Genomic DNA, 17,391 nt, shown 5'->3' on the forward strand with positions numbered 1-17,391 from the left:
AGAGAAGACCCTCGATATAAACAAGCAGCTAGGATGCGGCCTAGTATCTCTATTTATGCCCGAAACGAGGCTAGACGATTAAGATATATTAGTAGACAAGTACCCAGTGAATATCATCCCCGTAGATTATATTAGCCGTTTGTAGCGAACTGAAAATTAATCATCTCTTTAGCCGGTAAGGGGCGACTAAAATAATACCCTTGTATTAAGTCGCACCCGAGTTCACCTAATAACTTGAGTTGTTCGTGGGTTTCAACGCCTTCAGCCACCACCAATAAATCCAAACTGTGGGCCATGGCTATGGTTGCTTTTACGAGGTCAAAATCTTCTTTTTTCAAAGTTATTCCGTTAATAAAACTTCGGTCTATTTTTAATATATCAAACGAATATTGGCGTAAATAACTTAATGATGAATACCCTGTTCCAAAATCATCCATTGATAATTTGACTCCCAGCTTATTGATTTCATCTAACGCATCATCAATATAAGAGTTACCGATCATTAAGATCCCTTCGGTAATTTCAAATTCTAAGCTATTAGGTTTAATACCTTCTTCACTAAGGGATTTTTTGATAAAACTAATGAGCTCTTTATCTCTAAATTGTCGCGGAGATAGATTAACCGCCATGGTGTAATTTCGTTGATGAACGTTTCGCCACTCATTTAAAAATTTGAGGGCCTGCTCAACAACATACTTACCAATAGGCACAATTAAGCCGGTATGTTCCGCGATAGGAATAAACTCATCTGGCGTCACATTACCTAAGGTTGGATTGCGCCAGCGAAGTAAGGCTTCGGCACCAACCACTCGTCCATTTTTGACATCAATTTTGGGCTGATAATAGACTTCAAATTCGTTATTTTCTAACGCATGACTCATCTGCCCCTCTATTTCAAAACGGCGTAACATAATGTCGTTCATTTTTTTGGTAAAAAATGAATAGGTATTACGTCCTAATAATTTTGATTGATACATTGCGGCGTCGGCATTACGCAGCAAATCAGAGGTACTATTACCGTTTTCAGGATAGGTAACTATGCCGATACTTAAGGTCAAAATGAGCTCTTTGCCATCAATTTGAAAAGGTTCACGAAATATTTTGAGTAAATGTTCAGCAATCTCAATTGCGTCACGATCATTTGCCAACGCGCGTAGCAACACAATAAACTCATCGCCCCCTAAACGGCCGACAGTGTCTGCTCTGCGTAATGCGAGTGTTAATCTATTGGAGGCCTCTATCAGCAGTTTATCGCCCACTTCATGGCCTAATGAATCATTTACCTTTTTAAAATCATCTAAATCTAAAAACAGTAACGCGACTTTTTCGCGATTTCTTTTCGCTTCCTCAATCATTTGCGTTAAACGGTCGAGGGATAAAAAACGATTGGGTAATAAGGTTAAGCTGTCAAAATATGCATGTTGCCGTATTTTTTCCGCTGCTTTATGTTGTTCAGTAATATCTCGAACAATGATCACGACTTGCTTAAATGCTTTTAAGTGGCTAAGTCTCGCTTCAAAGTAACTCACGCCATTCGGCATAGTTAACTCATACTCAAAACTCGCCCCTCCCCCATGAGACATTGCTTTTGTGTTGTAAACTTTAAACTTTCTAGCGACCTTATCAGGAAATAAGTCTTTTATCGTTTTACCAATAAATTCCTTTGGTGTAGCGTAGAGATCTTTGTTATCGCCCGCGTGATAATCAATGATAGTGCCATCTTCTTCTATTAAGAAAAACCTGTCAGGCGTCGCTTCAAACACAGCTTCAAGCATATTTTCTTTAAATTTCGCTTGAGCTTGGGCCTGTCTTACCTCTGCCAAGTTAATATCAATACAGTACATTTCGTGTTTGTTATATTCATTGGTAAACAATACATGACTTGAAAAGACGCTTACATCATCACCACTTTTATTGCACAACGTGATTTCAGCTGCAGGAATTTTGATACCCCGTTCGAGCCAATCTTTGTGCGCAGAGACAACAAATTGACGCATATACTCAGGGAAAATGATGTCTTCTAGTTTTTTGCCTAGGGCTTCTTTTTCGGTGTAACCGTAAAGTAATTCGCTACCCAAATTCCAATAAATAACCCTGCGCTCTTCATCGTATCCTTGCACTGAAAGAACATCCACCGTATCAAATAATTGATAAACAGCATCTTTTATGGCTTTTTCAGGGATTAACATATCGCTAAATTAACTGCCTATTGATTTGACGGAATAAACAATGTTCTATCTCGCTACATAAATTAATAATCTATATTGCGTCTTAAAACAAGAATTTGATAACAAAAATGCTTAGTAATAATACTGAAAGGATAAACGCTATATATGATCTATGCAATGCGCAACAGACTGATTTCGAACTGTAATCTAGAAGAAATAGGAGGTCAATAAATTAACCACCAGATTTATCGAGATGTCCATGTGTTTAATTATTTATTAACAACAAAACACCTGTTAAAGCGCAATCTTTATACATAAAAGGGGCGTTTAGGCGATAGTAATCCAAAATGCTTCACCGTTAGGCGGCGATTTGAACTCTGTGACCTTCAATTGAATGCTCTAGCGCGCCTAAACTATATATCGCCAAAGCGCTTCTCCCCAGACCAACAAGACAATAAACATAGCGATAAAGACCCCAGACGAGCCCATATCTTTGGCACGGCCAATAAGAGGATGATGATCAAGGGATATACTGTCGGCCAAAGCTTCCAATGCAGAGTTAATCATTTCTGCGAACAACAAAAATAGCAAACTGATGATTAAGGCTAGCCAATGAAATGCGGATTGTTTAAGTATCAATGAGCAAGGCAATAATAGCGCACACAATATGAGTTCTTGCCTAAATGCCGATTCGAATAACCACGCCGCTTTAAAACCTTGAAAAGAACACTGCGTGGCTTTAGCAATCCGGCGCCAGCCAGTCCCATTTAGTTTATTTGATGGAATATACATATATACCTATTGTTGAAGAAGAAATAACAGAATGTATCAGTGATTTATATTGACGTGAGTGAGTTCACCTCGGATGAAAAAGCCCCAATAAAGTAACGCGCAAACACTCCAGCAAATAAGTGCACTGGCAATATCATGAGATAAAAAATGTGCTCCGCGTAATTGCTGGTCGATACCAAATACAGCCCCAAGCACTGCTCCTGGCAAAAACCAGAGATTGTTAGATGAGGATTGAAATGAATGACGCCGCCAAACCTTAGCAGCAAAATACAGGCTAAAAAAGGCATAACCACCAGAGGCATGACCCGCAGGAAAACAATGCCCAGTGACTAAATCACTAGCAAATATATCGTACAGATAAACTGGTGGTCTATTTCCACCCAATCCTTGGATATCCCAAGGGCAAGGTAACGTCGTTACGCCTTTTAAAAACGACACGATGCCAATAGCACTTAAAGTCGCGACGCACACATACGCCCCGACCTTGCGCTGCCACGGTTGCCATAAAGCCCACCAATAACTAGCAGTCGTCAGGCTCAAGAACGATAGCATCATAATGATCACCAAATATCGTCCGCCTTTATGGGCAACGGCGTCTAGCCACCAATTATTTTTAGACTGCCAATGATCAGTATAAACATACAGCTTTGTCGCTAACCATTCATCAATGCCACTGAGTTGAAGGGTCACCATAAGCAGCAGCCCTAAACTGAGGAAAAAAATAATTGAAAATAAGCGCGCCAAAATACTAACCCTAAGGATTACACAACGATCCCAGTTTACATGGCAATTATTAACACAGACTTAGGAAGATGACTTAAGGTAGCGCTTGAGTGGAGGCAGAAGTCGCTTTTGGATCTGAGTTCAACATGGCAAGGACCAATACAAAAAAGCATAAGACAAGGTTAAAAAGGGGGATCTGCAATACTGGCGGCATAAGATATATAAGCAAAACCGCGGGGATCCAAACTAACCAATTTGTCACTATAGTTGTCGGTAGATAAAGTAGAAACAAACGCTTATTTAGGGTCTGTAAAAAAGCTTCAAAACTAAATTGCGCATCTTTAAACTGATAACTTAATGTCAAAAATGGACACGTCAGTAAGGCACTAAACACAAACTGATCAAAGGCGGTTTTCTTTATAAGAGTGGCAATGTCCGTATCGTTACCAAATAAGGTAATTTGCAAGCCATAGAAGGTATCCACCAACCAGCCCATGATTGCCCACAGAGCACAATAAAAGAGCAACTGACGTTTAGGTTTAAAGCTAATCTGCCCCACACTTAATAAGTATAAATAGGGTAATAGCCCGCCAAACAAAGCCGTTGATACCACTGCATAGTTAGCGCCATGTTGTGCTTTTAACTGACCAAAAAAATTAAATACCGGCAGACTCGCTGGCCAATAAAAATAACTAAAGCCAATGCCTAAAGCGATAATTTGCAAGCATATCGCAGGAATGAAATTGACTTTTAATGCGCGCTGGATATTAGCGACAAGTAGCGATTTATTCATAATTGGCTAGGTTTTAGTGGTTTAAAATAGTTGGGCTAAAGTAAATTCATCATCAGCGAAGATAAGCAAACGCGATGATCACCCTAGCCAGTTTCTTGATGGTGTACTGGTTTTTGCTGGTATTCAATCATAATAGCGGATTACATAACCCCTATGGTGGTAAACGCAAGACCGAGATACCCCATCGTGTTCCATTTAACATTTTCCAGCACCTAATCGAAAATAAATATATGCGTGCGATAAGATAAACCTTACCCTGTCAGCGCTAACGTCGTCTGCGCTTGCATAAAGTCATTTATCTTGACGTGTCCGGGGCTCCAGCCTTGCAGGAAACGATTAAAATCAGCCCAAGCTAACGGGAGCAACGTTCGCCATTCTTGCTCTAATTCATCTATCCAAACCGTATTATCAGGCTCGGGAGCCTCGATGGCGTGCTTGCTACCGTTGTCGGCATTAACGTTATCCTCGCCTGTTTTGGTCACATTGCCTTGCAGTAATACGTTTTTTAGCTGCGCGAAGTAGTAGTCAATATACTCATCGTGTTTTGCCCACAATTGTTGTTCAGCTAAACAACTGCCCAAAAAGTACATCACGTCTTTGATACCAGCTCCTCGACCAACGTATTGAAAATCTACTGCCGCCACACGCCCATCATCACTAAAACAAAAATTAGCTAATTTGGCGTCACCATGTAAAAGGGTTTTAAAACGCGCACTGCCCAACGCCTTATCTATTTGTTGGGCACTATCTTTCAATAGCCCGGCCGGCATCGCGTTGTATTCAGCTTGGCGGGTCGTTAAATACCAATAACTTCCCACAGGCCACAGTTCGGGCGTAGTCATTTGTAAAAAACGGCCATGAAAATGCGCTAGCCAGTGCAATACAATCTTAACTTGCTCGTCGCTTGCCGTATGAAATGTCAGGCAAAAACCACTGGATGTTAGGTCTTCCATCAACAGTGTTTGCTGCTCGGTATGCACAGTGTCTTTAATTAGCGCGATATAATCAGGCACGTAACAGTCGTCATAACAAAACACAGCATAATACTGATAAAAATCAGCCTCGATTCGATATGAATCGACTTTGCGCTGATGTCCCACATCACTGTGCCAGCCCCGTGGATGATTAACTTTAGATGGCGGTTTAATATGTTTAACAATGATATTTTTATCACATTTAGGACTGTAATAGCGGGCAATTTCACCATAATTACTCCACAATTTTTGCAACGTTTGCACTTTATACAGCTGGGGATCATCGCAGTAGCGCTGAATCTGTTGCAAGACTAGTGTGTCCATACTCCTCCTATGCCCTTTTACGATGTTTCTTAGCGTGTTGTTCAAGCATAACAAATGCTATAGAACTGAAAAAGGGGCGAATAACGCCCCTGATAATTGACTAATAAGATAATTTACTGGGTAAAACGAATTCTTACTGACCCCATATTTCGCTGACGAATTGAGAATAATCAATAAAGGGATTACGGTTACCTTGATGGGAATAAGCAGCCTCATTACGGTCCAGCTCTTTTTGGCTTACGGGGTCTTGCTGATGCCAGCTTTTCAATAAATTCAGCGACCAACTTTCAAAGACACGATCGCTGCTGCCATCTAAGACTGCATTAGACGAGGTGCTATTACTTTGCCAGTTACCAATCACATTCTGATAACGAGTAGCCATATAAAAATAAGCCCGCGCAATATCCCCTTTAAATTCATCGATAGGTTCAAATACAGTGCCAGTAAATCCACTCCCTGCACCGGCAGAGCCTAAGCGAGAACCGTTACTGGAAGTAAACGTTGCACTGCCCACCTCACCAAAGGGATAACTACCGCGCTTAGAGTTTACATAGCCGTCCGTAGCAAAAATATGGTGCACATCAGAATTCATTGGCTCAACGGCTCCACCAAACCAGCTTCTAGGGAACGAATGCTCACGGTTGTAACAGTTACCCTCGCCTGAGTAATTACCACACTGGTCACTTACCGCAGTATAAGTATAGCTTTCACTGCCACTAGGGTTCTCTGAGTAAATATCTAAAATTGAGCCATCATTTTCATAATATTGGTCTCGCCCATGCGCATTATAAAAGGTCCATAGCGCACCGTAACCTTGGCTGGTATGCCCCTTAATAATATTATACAAAGATGATTTAAGACTATAACCTGTTAATCCTTGCGCACTGGCGTAATAAGCGCTTAAGCCGCCACTTCCCCCACCATTACCACCACCGCCAGAGGTTGTACCCAAGGTAAAACTTGAAGACTCACTGCTAGCAAAATCACTACCGCTGGCCAATGTCACACCGTTAAAAACAAGGCTGTATTGACCCATGCCTACGTTACAACATATACCATCTCCATAGCTATCATCGATGGTAAATACATAACTTGCGTCATCCAAACACAGTACTTCACTATAGCCAGTATTGTTAGCGTAGCCGCTACCCGAAGCTACCACCACAGATTGACTATTGGTGATTTGCCAGCTCGTTTCACTGGCATAATTGTCGGTGACTAACTCAAAGCTTCCGCTATTACTATTGCAGGCACTAGGCGCAGAGCCGCCATCACTATTGGGTTCGAAATCGTCCACATATACGATTTCTGAACCATCGAAACTTGACCCATCATAAAACCGCAAACCCACTTCAATACTGCCACTAGCACTAGGCGTATAACTGTAGCTCAATTGTTGCCATTGATTGACCAAATTCGCGGTCGAATAACCACGGTAACCATTCACATATAAACGGGCTTTAACACCGCCTTCAGTGTGGCGAACCCAAACACTGGCCGAATAAGGTTGTCCGGCAACAACATTCACGCTTTGCCTAAAATCGGTAGAACCCTGAGAGCCTGTATTTACGCTGATCGCCGCCGAACTATTACCACTTTTAACCTGACTGGCAGATTGAGTAAGACTGATCCCCGAGTCTATGGTTGTCCAACTTTCGGGCACACCAGCAGTCCAATTTTCGAAGCTTCCATTTTCGACGTTTGCATACGCAGTGTGACTAGCAAACAGCGTGGTACATACTATTAAGGCTACTTTTCTCATATTGCTCTCGTCTTAGGTTTATCGTCTTATTACGGTGAATTTGGCCATCAAAGTCTGCCCGAGATTGATGATATTTCAGTGACAAACAGAATGTTCAGGTAATTTTTTTACCATAGAATAGACCATATGGTCAATTTTTGCTCCATTAGAGCGACGGGAGATTCAGAATAATTTGGGCAATACATTGAGATTTGAAGGGAGATAAAAGGCATTGCAGGCGAATGCCCAGGAGCACTGGCAATGATGGCGTATACTTATCACAGTCGTCCTAGCCACCTCTGTGATCAGTATCCGCCGCCAATGGCGTTTTCCGTTGTACCTACTAACCATATGTAATATCCCCCAGCAAAAAGTTATTTCCCTACACAAATACCAAGGTTGATTTCGCTATATTCGTTGCAAACTGGCACAATAACCGGCTTGGCTACAAGACTTGCCAAGCAAGCTTAGACACATTTTCCCACAGGACCAGAGCATCATGACCATTTATCAAGGCAACATTCGTAAAATGCAGGTTTCCACTGACGCGCAGCATCTTGCACAATATCAGCTTCCCATTGGCGAACAACATATCGATATGAATGCACTGCTTGGCAAAGAGATTAAAGTTAGCTTCGACAATTTGATTAATTGTATTCATTGCCAAACAAAAACCAAGAAGAGCTTCAACCAAGGTTACTGCTACCGGTGTCTAACCAAACTGGCTCAGTGTGATAGCTGTATCATCAAACCTGAGCTTTGCCACTATGACGCTGGTACCTGTCGAGAGCCCCGCTGGGGAGAGGCCAATTGTCTTTCCGATCATTATGTTTATTTAGCCAACACAGGCACCATCAAGGTGGGTATCACTCGTCATGTCAGCGAGCAAGTATCCAGTCGCTGGATTGATCAAGGCGCCACTCAAGCCATGGCGATTATGCGCGTGCAGAATCGCTTAACCAGCGGCTTGGTTGAAACCGCCATGAAGGAATTTATTGCCGACAAAACCAATTGGCGCACCATGCTTAAGAGTCAGCCTGACACCTCAGATTTACAGCAATTAAAAGAAGATCTGATTACCCAAATTGAAGATCAATTAGACGAGATAACCGATGAATATGGCTTTCAGGCCATTGACATACTTGACCTGCCAGCAGTGAACATACATTACCCAGTTGAGCAATATCCTGAAAAAGTGAAATCGATTAATTTAGATAAAGAGCTAACATTCAGTGGCGTATTACAAGGGTTGAAAGGCCAATACTGGATGCTTGATGGGGATCGCGTCATTAATATGCGCAAATATTCTGGTTACCACTTACGTGTTGAAACAGCTGAATAAGCTAACCGCCACGCAAATACCTTGTGTAAAAGATAAAAAATCGGGGTACAGCATATGCTGCCCCCGATAATGTTTTTATATTACTCTGTTATGTCAGCATACTTGCGTGACCAACTAGCGGCCTAACAAGACCGCCAAAGACCTGCCTTTAGAATGTTACCGCAACCTTACCGTAAACAAATCGGCCCGAGAAACCAAACGGCGAGAACCCAGAGTATGGGAACAAGCGTGAGAATGTACCCACTTCGTCGACCAATTCACGGGTAGTGTCTGGGTAAACGTCAAACAAGTTGTTGGCGCCTAAGGTTAGGGTCAGATTTTCTGTTACATCATAACCTACGTCTAAGTCCGTCACCCATTTTCTTGGCAACACTTCGTTAGTCGCGGGGTTGCTTGATGGCTCTTGAGTTTCACCGTATTGCGTGGTGCGCAAGGTGGCGTGCCACTCGTCCATGCTCCATACCGCGCTTAAGTTAAGCTTGGTTTTAGGTGAACCCACTTCAAAACGACGCAGCTCTACATCATCAAACAAATTACCTTGGTCAAAACCCGCCCCAGCGAGTACTGCAGGTGGGTCAATAACGTCAGTTACTTCGTTTTTGTTGTAGTTAAAGCCAGCATTAAAGGCAATGTCACCCCAGTTTTGAATGTCTGTGTTGTACGAAGCCACAACATCCACACCAGAGGTTTCACTGTCAATCGCATTTAAGAAGAAGCGCGCGCGGTTAGCGCCGGTGCCAGCAAGTAATCCTTCAATGCCTTCACCCGATAGGTTGTTAGACAACACAATACGGTCATCAATTTTAATATTGTAATAATCCACTGACAAACTGAAGTTTGAATCAGGTGACCAAGTAATACCCGCACCATAGTTAACCGCTTCTTCTGCATCTAGACCCGGAGAGCCAAGTGCTTGAGCAACATTACTACTAGGCGCAAACGTACCGGTTTCAGTGGGTTCGCCATCCACGAACACGGTTGCGATCGACGTAAAGTACTGTTGCTGTAAAGACGGCGCTCTAAAGCCGGTAGACACCGACGCACGAAGAGCAATATCTTCGGACACTGTATAACGAGTAGCAAATTTACCATTAACCGTTGAGCCAAAATCAGAATAGTCTTCGTAACGTGCGGCCACTGTTACATTCCAGTTTTCGGTAATATAGGCCTCTAAATCCACATACAAACTGATGTTGTGACGGCTATTGCTGCCCGCCGATTCAGGGGTAAAGCCAGGGAATACTTGCGAGCCAGCAGACCCACCAAACTCACCTTGAATATAAGATGCTTCTTCACCCGCTTGTATCTCGTAACCTTCACGGCGATATTCAGCACCCACTGCCACGTTCAACCCACTGTCTAAGCCTGCAACATCGACTTCACGGCTAAGATCAACGTTTAAGGTAAGTTGGTCATAAATTAGCGTACCGGCATCAAATACCGTTTGGCTTGTAGGCCCAAGAGACGTATTTAAGCTGTCTTTGACGCCAAATTGAAATTCATCTTCACCGTAAACTGCAGAAGCGTCGTAGTTCCAATCGCTCATAACACCTTTTACACCAGTGGCAAATGAGTAATCGTTTATATCAGAGGTAATAATCGGTAAGAAGCCATCGGGATAAATCGCTTCAATATTGCGGCTGTCGCTGGCACGACGATAGAAACCACCGCCTTCACCTTCACGAGTACTGTACGAGCCAAATGAGTACAGTTCAGCATTTGGGTTTAACTCAAGACCCGCATTAAAGAACACGGCTACATCTTGTACGTCACCATTGCCAAAGTTGTGGTTGTAACGATCCCAAGTTAGCTCGCGGGGGTCAAGCTCACCGTCGATACGGTCGTAGTTTTCACGATTATCATAGTCAGAACGATTGCTCGCGCTTCGATCACGAAATTCAGCAGAGATATTCAAAAAACCATCTTCGCCAAGCTCAAAGCCCATATTGGCGCGCATGGTCGCTGTTTGACCGTCGGTTAATTCGCGATCGCCACCTTCAGTGAACGCCAAATTGCCGTTTTCATCAATGCCTACATCTTTTAAGTCAGGAACACCGTCCATCGTTGTTACGTTAGCACCGTATGTTACAGAGGCTGAACCACCGCTACTGGCACTTTTGAGTACAATGTTAATGACGCCCGCAATCGCATCAGAACCGTACTGAGCAGCAGCGCCGTCGCGTAATACTTCAATACGCTCAATTGCATTGGCCGGTATGGCATTTAAATCGACTGCTGATGAACCACGACCTGTTGAGCCATTAAGGTTAAGCAATGCATTAGAATGACGACGTTTACCGTTGACCAGTACCAAGGTATGGTCCGGCGCTAAACCACGCAGCTGAGCTGGGCGTACATGATCAGTACCGTCGGTCAATGAAGGCTGAGGAAAGTTGAAACTAGGCAGCAAACTGCCCAAAATCATATTGGTTTCAGTTTGCCCAGTCGTGCTTAACGATTCTGCGCCAATGATATCAATAGGCACAGGGCTGTCTTCAACGGTGCGTCCTAAACGCCGAGAGCCGATAACGCTGATCTTTTCTAGTTCATCTGCAGCTTCCACTGTTTGTTCTTGGGCGTAAACATTTGCGCCGCTTAAAATTGCCGATGAAGCACTCATCATAAGCGCGACTTTTAACCACTGCTCTTTGGCTTTAAAGATATGTGTTTTCTTCATGAGTTGTATGTCCCAGTATCAATATGAAATGCTCAACACTGCGTCGTCTTCTGCTACTGCTTTCTGTCCGGCCAGAAGAACGATTTATTATTATTATAACAGTCGTTGAATATGTGGTTGCCCAGTTAATCTGAGCTGCAAACACTATTAACACGAAAAGCCTCCATCGGCGCGATTACACATATTTAGTTACAAATTTTGCCCTTAAAAGCTTAAAAACAAACCAGTTAAATCAATAGGTTAACCCCTTCGAAAACTAAACAGTTATCGGTTAAAGAAGGCTAATGTCGCTTAAAACACCCCAACGTCTTCGATCAGCAGACGAAATATTTGGCTAAACCGTTATCACGCGCCAAAGCAAGCAAGCGACTAACGTTATACTTGCCACAAGCATGAGTAACAACATGCTTTGCTGATCCTGACAATGAATTTTCTTCGCTGTCTACTTTGCGCCCCATCGATGCAGTACACTTGGTATTAGCAGTATATTAATTGTAAAAACAGTAAGGACTTGGCGTATCAAAATTCTACACACCTCTGATTGGCATCTCGGGCAAAACTTCTTTACTAAAAGCCGTAAAAACGAACACCAAGCCTTCTTAAATTGGTTGCTTGCGCAAATTCAGGCACATGAAATTGATGCGGTAATCGTTGCCGGTGATATTTTTGATACCGGTACGCCGCCCAGCTACGCCCGGCAAATGTATAATCAATTTGTAGTAGAGCTAAGCAAACTGACCTGCACATTAGTGGTGTTAGGGGGTAACCATGATTCAGTGTCTACCTTGAACGAATCCAAGCAATTACTCGCATGTTTGCACACCTATGTCATCGCTAATACCTGCGACGATATAGAGCAGCAAGTTATCGAACTAACCGACGCCAATGATGAGGTGGGCGCCATTTTATGTGCCATTCCCTTTATTCGCCCTCGCGATGTATTGCAAAGTCGCTCAGGTGAAACCAGTGAAGACAAAAAGCTCGCCTTAAGCGAAGCGATAAAAGCCCACTATGCCAACATCTATCAACATGCAGTCACCCGTCGAAATCACATAACCGCTGGTACGGGAAGACACATACCCATTGTCGCGACCGGTCACTTAACTGCCTTGGGCGTCAGCCAGTCTGAATCTGTCCGTGAGATTTATATCGGCACCCTAGATGGCTTCGCTGCTGAGGGTTTCCCCCCTGCGGATTACATCGCGCTGGGGCATATTCATCGCCCGCAGATAGTCGCCAAGTCAGAGCATATTCGCTACAGCGGCTCGCCCATTCCTTTGAGTTTTGATGAGCTAAAATCACAAAAGCAAGTCGTGCTAGTGGAATTTGACCACACTGGCCAGCGAACAATTACGCCATTAGCGATCCCACTGTTTCAGCCAATGGCTATGCTCAAAGGGGATATTGACAGCATTACCCAACAATTAGCGGCTTATCCCATGCGTAGCAGTGAAGATGAAGGAGTTGACGAAAGCGCAGAGCAAACCGACAACAGCCAAACCTTTGCGCAAAGCAACGAACTAGCCACATGGTTGTGTATCCATGTTGAAGTGCAAGATTACTTAAGCGACTTGCAGCAAAAAATTCAAAGCTTAATTGAAGGGCGAAACGTTGAAGTACTGCAATTGCGCCGCGCCAGACATAAAACCGCGCAAAGTTTACAGCAAATAAAAAACGAGACCCTTGCTGAGCTCACCCCGTTCGATGTGTTTGAAAAACGTCTCGCCCTTGAAGCATTCGAGGGGGATCAAGAGCAACAACGCTTAGTCCAAATACGTGAAACGTTTGCCAATATAGTAGAAGAAGTGCGCCAAGAGGAGGCTAAATAATGAAAATTCTTAGCTTGCAATTTAGCAATTTAAACTCCCTAAAAGGCCAGTGGAAAATAGATTTTCGCCAAGCCCCTTTTGCCGATAATGGTGTGTTTGCTATCACTGGCCCAACTGGCGCGGGTAAAACAACCCTACTTGATGCGATTTGTTTAGCGCTCTATCACGAAACTCCGCGTTTAGGTGCTTTATCGGCCAACAATAATGAAATCATGACCCGTGGCACCGCCGAGTGTAGCGCCGAAGTGGAATTTGAAGTGAAAGGTGTGGCTTATCGCGCATTTTGGAGCATGCGCCGTTCACGGGGTAACGCCGAGGGCAATCTGCAAGCTGCCGTGGTTGAACTAGGTGAAGTGGTATCCCAGAAGGTCTTGGCTAATCAGATCAAGAAAAAATCAGAACTTATCGAGCAAATCACCGGCCTGGACTTTGGCCGATTCACCAAATCCATGATGCTCTCCCAAGGGGAGTTTGCTGCGTTTTTAAATGCCGATGAAAAGCAACGCGCTGAATTATTAGAAGAGCTTACGGGAACCGAAATATATGGGCTTATATCAGAGCGTGTTCATCAGCACTACAGCCAAGCCAAGCAACAACTGGCTGAGCTAGAGGCGCAAGCGAAAGGCGTACAGTTATTAAACCCTGAGCAAAAACAACAATTGCAAGACGAGCAACACACCTTGCTTACTGAGCAAAACGCACTGGGCAAAAAAATAACAGCCCAGCAAGCGCACGTGAATTGGTGGCAACAGCTTAATGGCGCCAATAGTGCTCTCGAGCAAGCCAAACAGCACGTGGCACAAGCCCAAGCAAACAAAGAACAACAAAAAGAAGCGCTGCAACGCCTAGCCAATAGTCACCCTAGTGAAGCATTACGAGCTCCTTTTGAGTTATTAACCGATACCCAAGCACAATGCGAGCAAGATAAGAAAAATATCACCCAAAGCGATACCTTGCTCGCTAACAGTCTTGTGACGCTAAATGAGCGTAAGGGTATTGCGCTAGCATTAAGCAATGAATTAAAAACCAGCAAAGACGCGCATATCGCCCAAGAGAAATGCATTAATGATGACGTCATCCCCCTTGATAACGAAATAGTCAAATATCAAGAGCAGACGGCTTACGTTCAAGAGAAGCATAACAACCTGAATGCTAAAAAGGCCGCAGTACTCAGCGAACACCAACGTGCACAAGCAGCGCTGACCTCCCATCAACAACGCTTGGCCCAGGCTGATCATTACCTTGCGTCGCACAAAGCCGATGGCGCCTTAAAACAATTTTTAGGTCAGTGGCAAGTCCAGGCGACCCAATTACATCAAGCCCAGCAAAGCCAAGATGCCTTAGCGATAAAAATGGCCGATGAACAGCGCCAGTTAGCGAGCGCGCAACAAGCCGTGCAAAGTAAGCAAAAGCAACATGCCGACAGTGTGATTCAAGCCAATGAGCGACAAAAAAGTTATCAACAACACACAGAACAATTAACTGCGCTTGAGCAACAGGGTGATTTAAGTGCTTTGGAACAGCGTCTTAGTACGCTAAGTCAGGTGTTGCCTGATATGTTGACGCTCAAAAACACCCAAAAGCAGTGGCTGAAGCAACACCAAGAGCTGACGCAAAAGCATAACGCTATCGAGCTTAATAAAGCCGAACAGAGCAAGCTAAATACCCAGCGTGAGGCCCTTAAAAACCAATACAAGGCACAAGAGCAGCAAGTTAAACTGTTTACGCAGTTGGTTAGCCAAGAAGAGCAACTCGTACAATTTCGCGCGGCGCTTGAACAAGGCACCCCCTGCCCTTTATGCGGCGCAAAGGAACATCCCGCTGGCAGTGATGTAGCAGTAGATATTCCCCACACGATTGAGCAAAAAGAACAAGCCGAACAACACCTTAATCAGCTAAAAGAACAAGGGCTTGAAGTTCGCGCTAAGCTAGAATCACTTATTCGCGCACATGAGGAGCTAAGCCAACGCATTGATGGGTTGCACCATGAACAAAGCGCCCTAGTTCAGCATTGGCAAACTTGTGCAGCGCACATTCAAAGCACAGATAGCACCATACTTGCAAATGAAGATAGTCAGTTATTAACCATTGAAAATAGCGAACACCTCTCTCATGTTGAACAGAAAATTAAGGCGCAATCAGCCCAGCTAAGTGAGTATATTAAACAGCTCAAAACGCAAACCACTCTGCTCAATCAACATAAAGAGCAGTGGCAGCAAAGCCAAGCTCACGTTCAAGCACACGACTCAGCGTTGCAACTTGCTCAGCATGCACTGCAAAGTCATACCCGCACAGTACAGGCCTTGAAAGAGGATCACGCTAACCTTAGCCAAAGCGTTGCCCAATTAAGTGCCACGTTAGCGGAGCAAATTCAGGGTCATGGCTACCCTGCCCCGCAAGATAACGAACTACTGCAATGGCTAAAACGTAAAGAGCAAGACGCCACACAATGGGAGCACCATTGTACCCAGCACAACGAAGCCCTAAGCCAGATTGAAAAGCTCAGCAGCACACATGCGCATACTCAAGCGCAACTAACAGACCTAGATGCCCAGTTAACAGCAATCATTCAAGAACGAGACAGCCTGACCAGCAAGCTTGCCAGCCTTAAAGAAAAGCGCTTTACCCTATTCGCTGACAAATCTGTTAAAAACGAGCGCGATAAGCTAGCTCAGTCCTTGCGCACACTCGAGCAAAGCGTCAATGAGGCACAAGAAAAGCTAAGCCTCGCTGAGCGCGAGCACAATACTCACGCAGCGAATGTGCAAAATGCTCAGGCACAGCTAACGCAAAATCAAGTGCGCTTGCGCACACGTCAACAAGCCTGGCTTGAGCGTTTAAAGAATAGTCCTTTTGTTAATCAGCAGGCCTTTGAAGCCGCGTTACTCGACGAAGCCACCCGAGCGTCACTCGAGCAACTTAAACAGCAATTAGACGACGCCCACGCCAGAGCTCAAGCGTTGCTTGAGCAAGCCCAAACACAGGTCGCTACGTTGCTAAGTACGCCTAATGCCGATCAATGGCAACAAACCAGCATGCAAGACGTGGCGAGCGCTCTTGACGTATTGTCTCAGCAGCGACAGTCACTCACCAAGCGCGAAGGGGAAATTAGCCACGCACTAAGCTCAGACAGCCAGCGTACAGGCGAGCAACAAACCCTGCTGCTGCAAATCGACCAACATAGGCAAGAATTTGAACATCTGCACTACTTACATTCCTTGATTGGCTCACAGAAAGGCGACAAATTCCGTACCTTTGCTCAAGGGCTCACCCTTGATAATTTGATGTACTTAGCCAATAAACAGCTCGAACGTTTACATGGTCGATACCTGCTTAAACGCAAAGCCGACGCCAGTTTGGCCCTTAGCGTTATAGACACATGGCAAGGGGATATTCAACGGGACACCAAAACCTTATCCGGTGGCGAAAGCTTCTTAGTCAGCCTCGCGTTGGCGCTGGCCTTATCTGAACTGGTCAGTCATAAAACCAGTATCGATTCACTGTTTCTCGATGAAGGATTCGGCACTCTAGACAGTGAAACCTTAGATATCGCCTTAGATGCGCTGGATAATCTGCATGCCTCGGGCAAGATGATTGGCGTGATCAGTCATGTTGAAGCCATGAAAGAGCGAATTGTTGCGCAATTGACGGTGACTAAGAAGAGTGGTTTGGGGGTGAGTGAGTTGGATCGTAAGTACGCGGTGGTTTAGCGCTGCACGTGAGGCAATCAGTTGCGCTGATTTATCGCTACACGACTAAGATTACGCTTCGCATCAAGCGCTTGCTGCGCAAGTTAACTATGCACTTCGCTTACTAGGCTCTTCGAAAACTTATAATATAAAACTGAGTTTAAACCCGTCCTTGGTGGTTATCCCCATAACGGAGTTACAGCTTCCCCATCCTGTTAACTCGCCACGTGAAAGAATTAAATAACTTCACCTGTCTTATGCTTTTCAATATGAAAACTACTGCTTAGAAAGTTTCATTGATTTAGTGCATTCAAAGCTACTACACCCATAAAACTCCTT

The 17,391-nt window shown here is 44.3% G+C and carries 10 protein-coding genes; 3 read left to right on the forward strand and 7 right to left on the reverse strand.

What is annotated here, in order from left to right; genetic code table 11:
- Positions 1 to 131: 131 nt before the first annotated feature.
- The 6 genes from GQS54_RS11805 to GQS54_RS11830 form a co-directional block, all read right to left on the reverse strand.
- The gene (locus GQS54_RS11805; protein WP_166424188.1) at positions 132 to 2,189 is read right to left on the reverse strand and encodes a bifunctional diguanylate cyclase/phosphodiesterase; all 2,058 of its coding nucleotides are present in this window, start codon (positions 2,187 to 2,189) and stop codon (positions 132 to 134) included.
- 387 nt (positions 2,190 to 2,576) lie between these two features.
- Positions 2,577 to 2,960, reverse strand: coding sequence for a diacylglycerol kinase (locus tag GQS54_RS11810; RefSeq protein ID WP_166424189.1), 384 nt, complete (start codon positions 2,958 to 2,960; stop codon positions 2,577 to 2,579).
- Positions 2,961 to 2,996: 36 nt separating this feature from the next.
- Positions 2,997 to 3,653, reverse strand: coding sequence for a phosphatase PAP2 family protein (locus GQS54_RS11815; protein ID WP_166424190.1), 657 nt, complete (start codon positions 3,651 to 3,653; stop codon positions 2,997 to 2,999).
- A 124-nt stretch (positions 3,654 to 3,777) separates the two neighbouring features.
- A complete protein-coding gene (locus GQS54_RS11820; RefSeq protein WP_166424191.1) occupies positions 3,778 to 4,476 on the reverse strand; it encodes a hypothetical protein in 699 nt (232 codons plus the stop codon).
- A 251-nt stretch (positions 4,477 to 4,727) separates the two neighbouring features.
- Positions 4,728 to 5,774: a phosphotransferase gene (locus tag GQS54_RS11825; protein WP_166424192.1), complete on the reverse strand. Its 1,047-nt coding sequence runs from the start codon at positions 5,772 to 5,774 to the stop codon at positions 4,728 to 4,730.
- A 133-nt stretch (positions 5,775 to 5,907) separates the two neighbouring features.
- Positions 5,908 to 7,536 carry an endonuclease gene (locus GQS54_RS11830; protein WP_166424193.1) on the reverse strand — a complete coding sequence of 543 codons (1,629 nt, stop codon included), beginning with the start codon at positions 7,534 to 7,536 and terminating at the stop codon, positions 5,908 to 5,910.
- Positions 7,537 to 8,014: 478 nt separating this feature from the next.
- Between GQS54_RS11830 and GQS54_RS11835 the strand changes: the two genes are divergently transcribed.
- Positions 8,015 to 8,857 (forward strand): DUF2797 domain-containing protein, encoded by an 843-nt coding sequence (locus GQS54_RS11835; RefSeq protein ID WP_166424194.1) that lies wholly within the window; start codon positions 8,015 to 8,017, stop codon positions 8,855 to 8,857.
- Between the two features lie 148 nt (positions 8,858 to 9,005).
- Here GQS54_RS11835 and GQS54_RS11840 read toward each other — a convergent pair whose 3' ends face one another.
- Complete coding sequence (locus GQS54_RS11840) at positions 9,006 to 11,534, reverse strand: TonB-dependent receptor (RefSeq protein ID WP_166424195.1); 2,529 nt, start codon at positions 11,532 to 11,534, stop codon at positions 9,006 to 9,008.
- A 518-nt stretch (positions 11,535 to 12,052) separates the two neighbouring features.
- On the opposite strand from GQS54_RS11840, the gene sbcD reads away from it, so the two are divergent.
- Together sbcD and GQS54_RS11850 are read left to right on the forward strand one after the other, a co-directional pair.
- Positions 12,053 to 13,363: an exonuclease subunit SbcD gene (sbcD, locus tag GQS54_RS11845; RefSeq protein WP_166424232.1), complete on the forward strand. Its 1,311-nt coding sequence runs from the start codon at positions 12,053 to 12,055 to the stop codon at positions 13,361 to 13,363.
- The gene (locus GQS54_RS11850; protein WP_166424196.1) at positions 13,363 to 17,073 is read left to right on the forward strand and encodes an SbcC/MukB-like Walker B domain-containing protein; all 3,711 of its coding nucleotides are present in this window, start codon (positions 13,363 to 13,365) and stop codon (positions 17,071 to 17,073) included. Before sbcD ends, GQS54_RS11850 begins: the two co-directional genes overlap by 1 nt.
- Positions 17,074 to 17,391: the final 318 nt, after the last annotated feature.

It is taken from the genome of Paraglaciecola sp. 20A4 (assembly GCF_011378905.1).
In the GTDB taxonomy this organism is placed as follows: domain Bacteria; phylum Pseudomonadota; class Gammaproteobacteria; order Enterobacterales; family Alteromonadaceae; genus Paraglaciecola.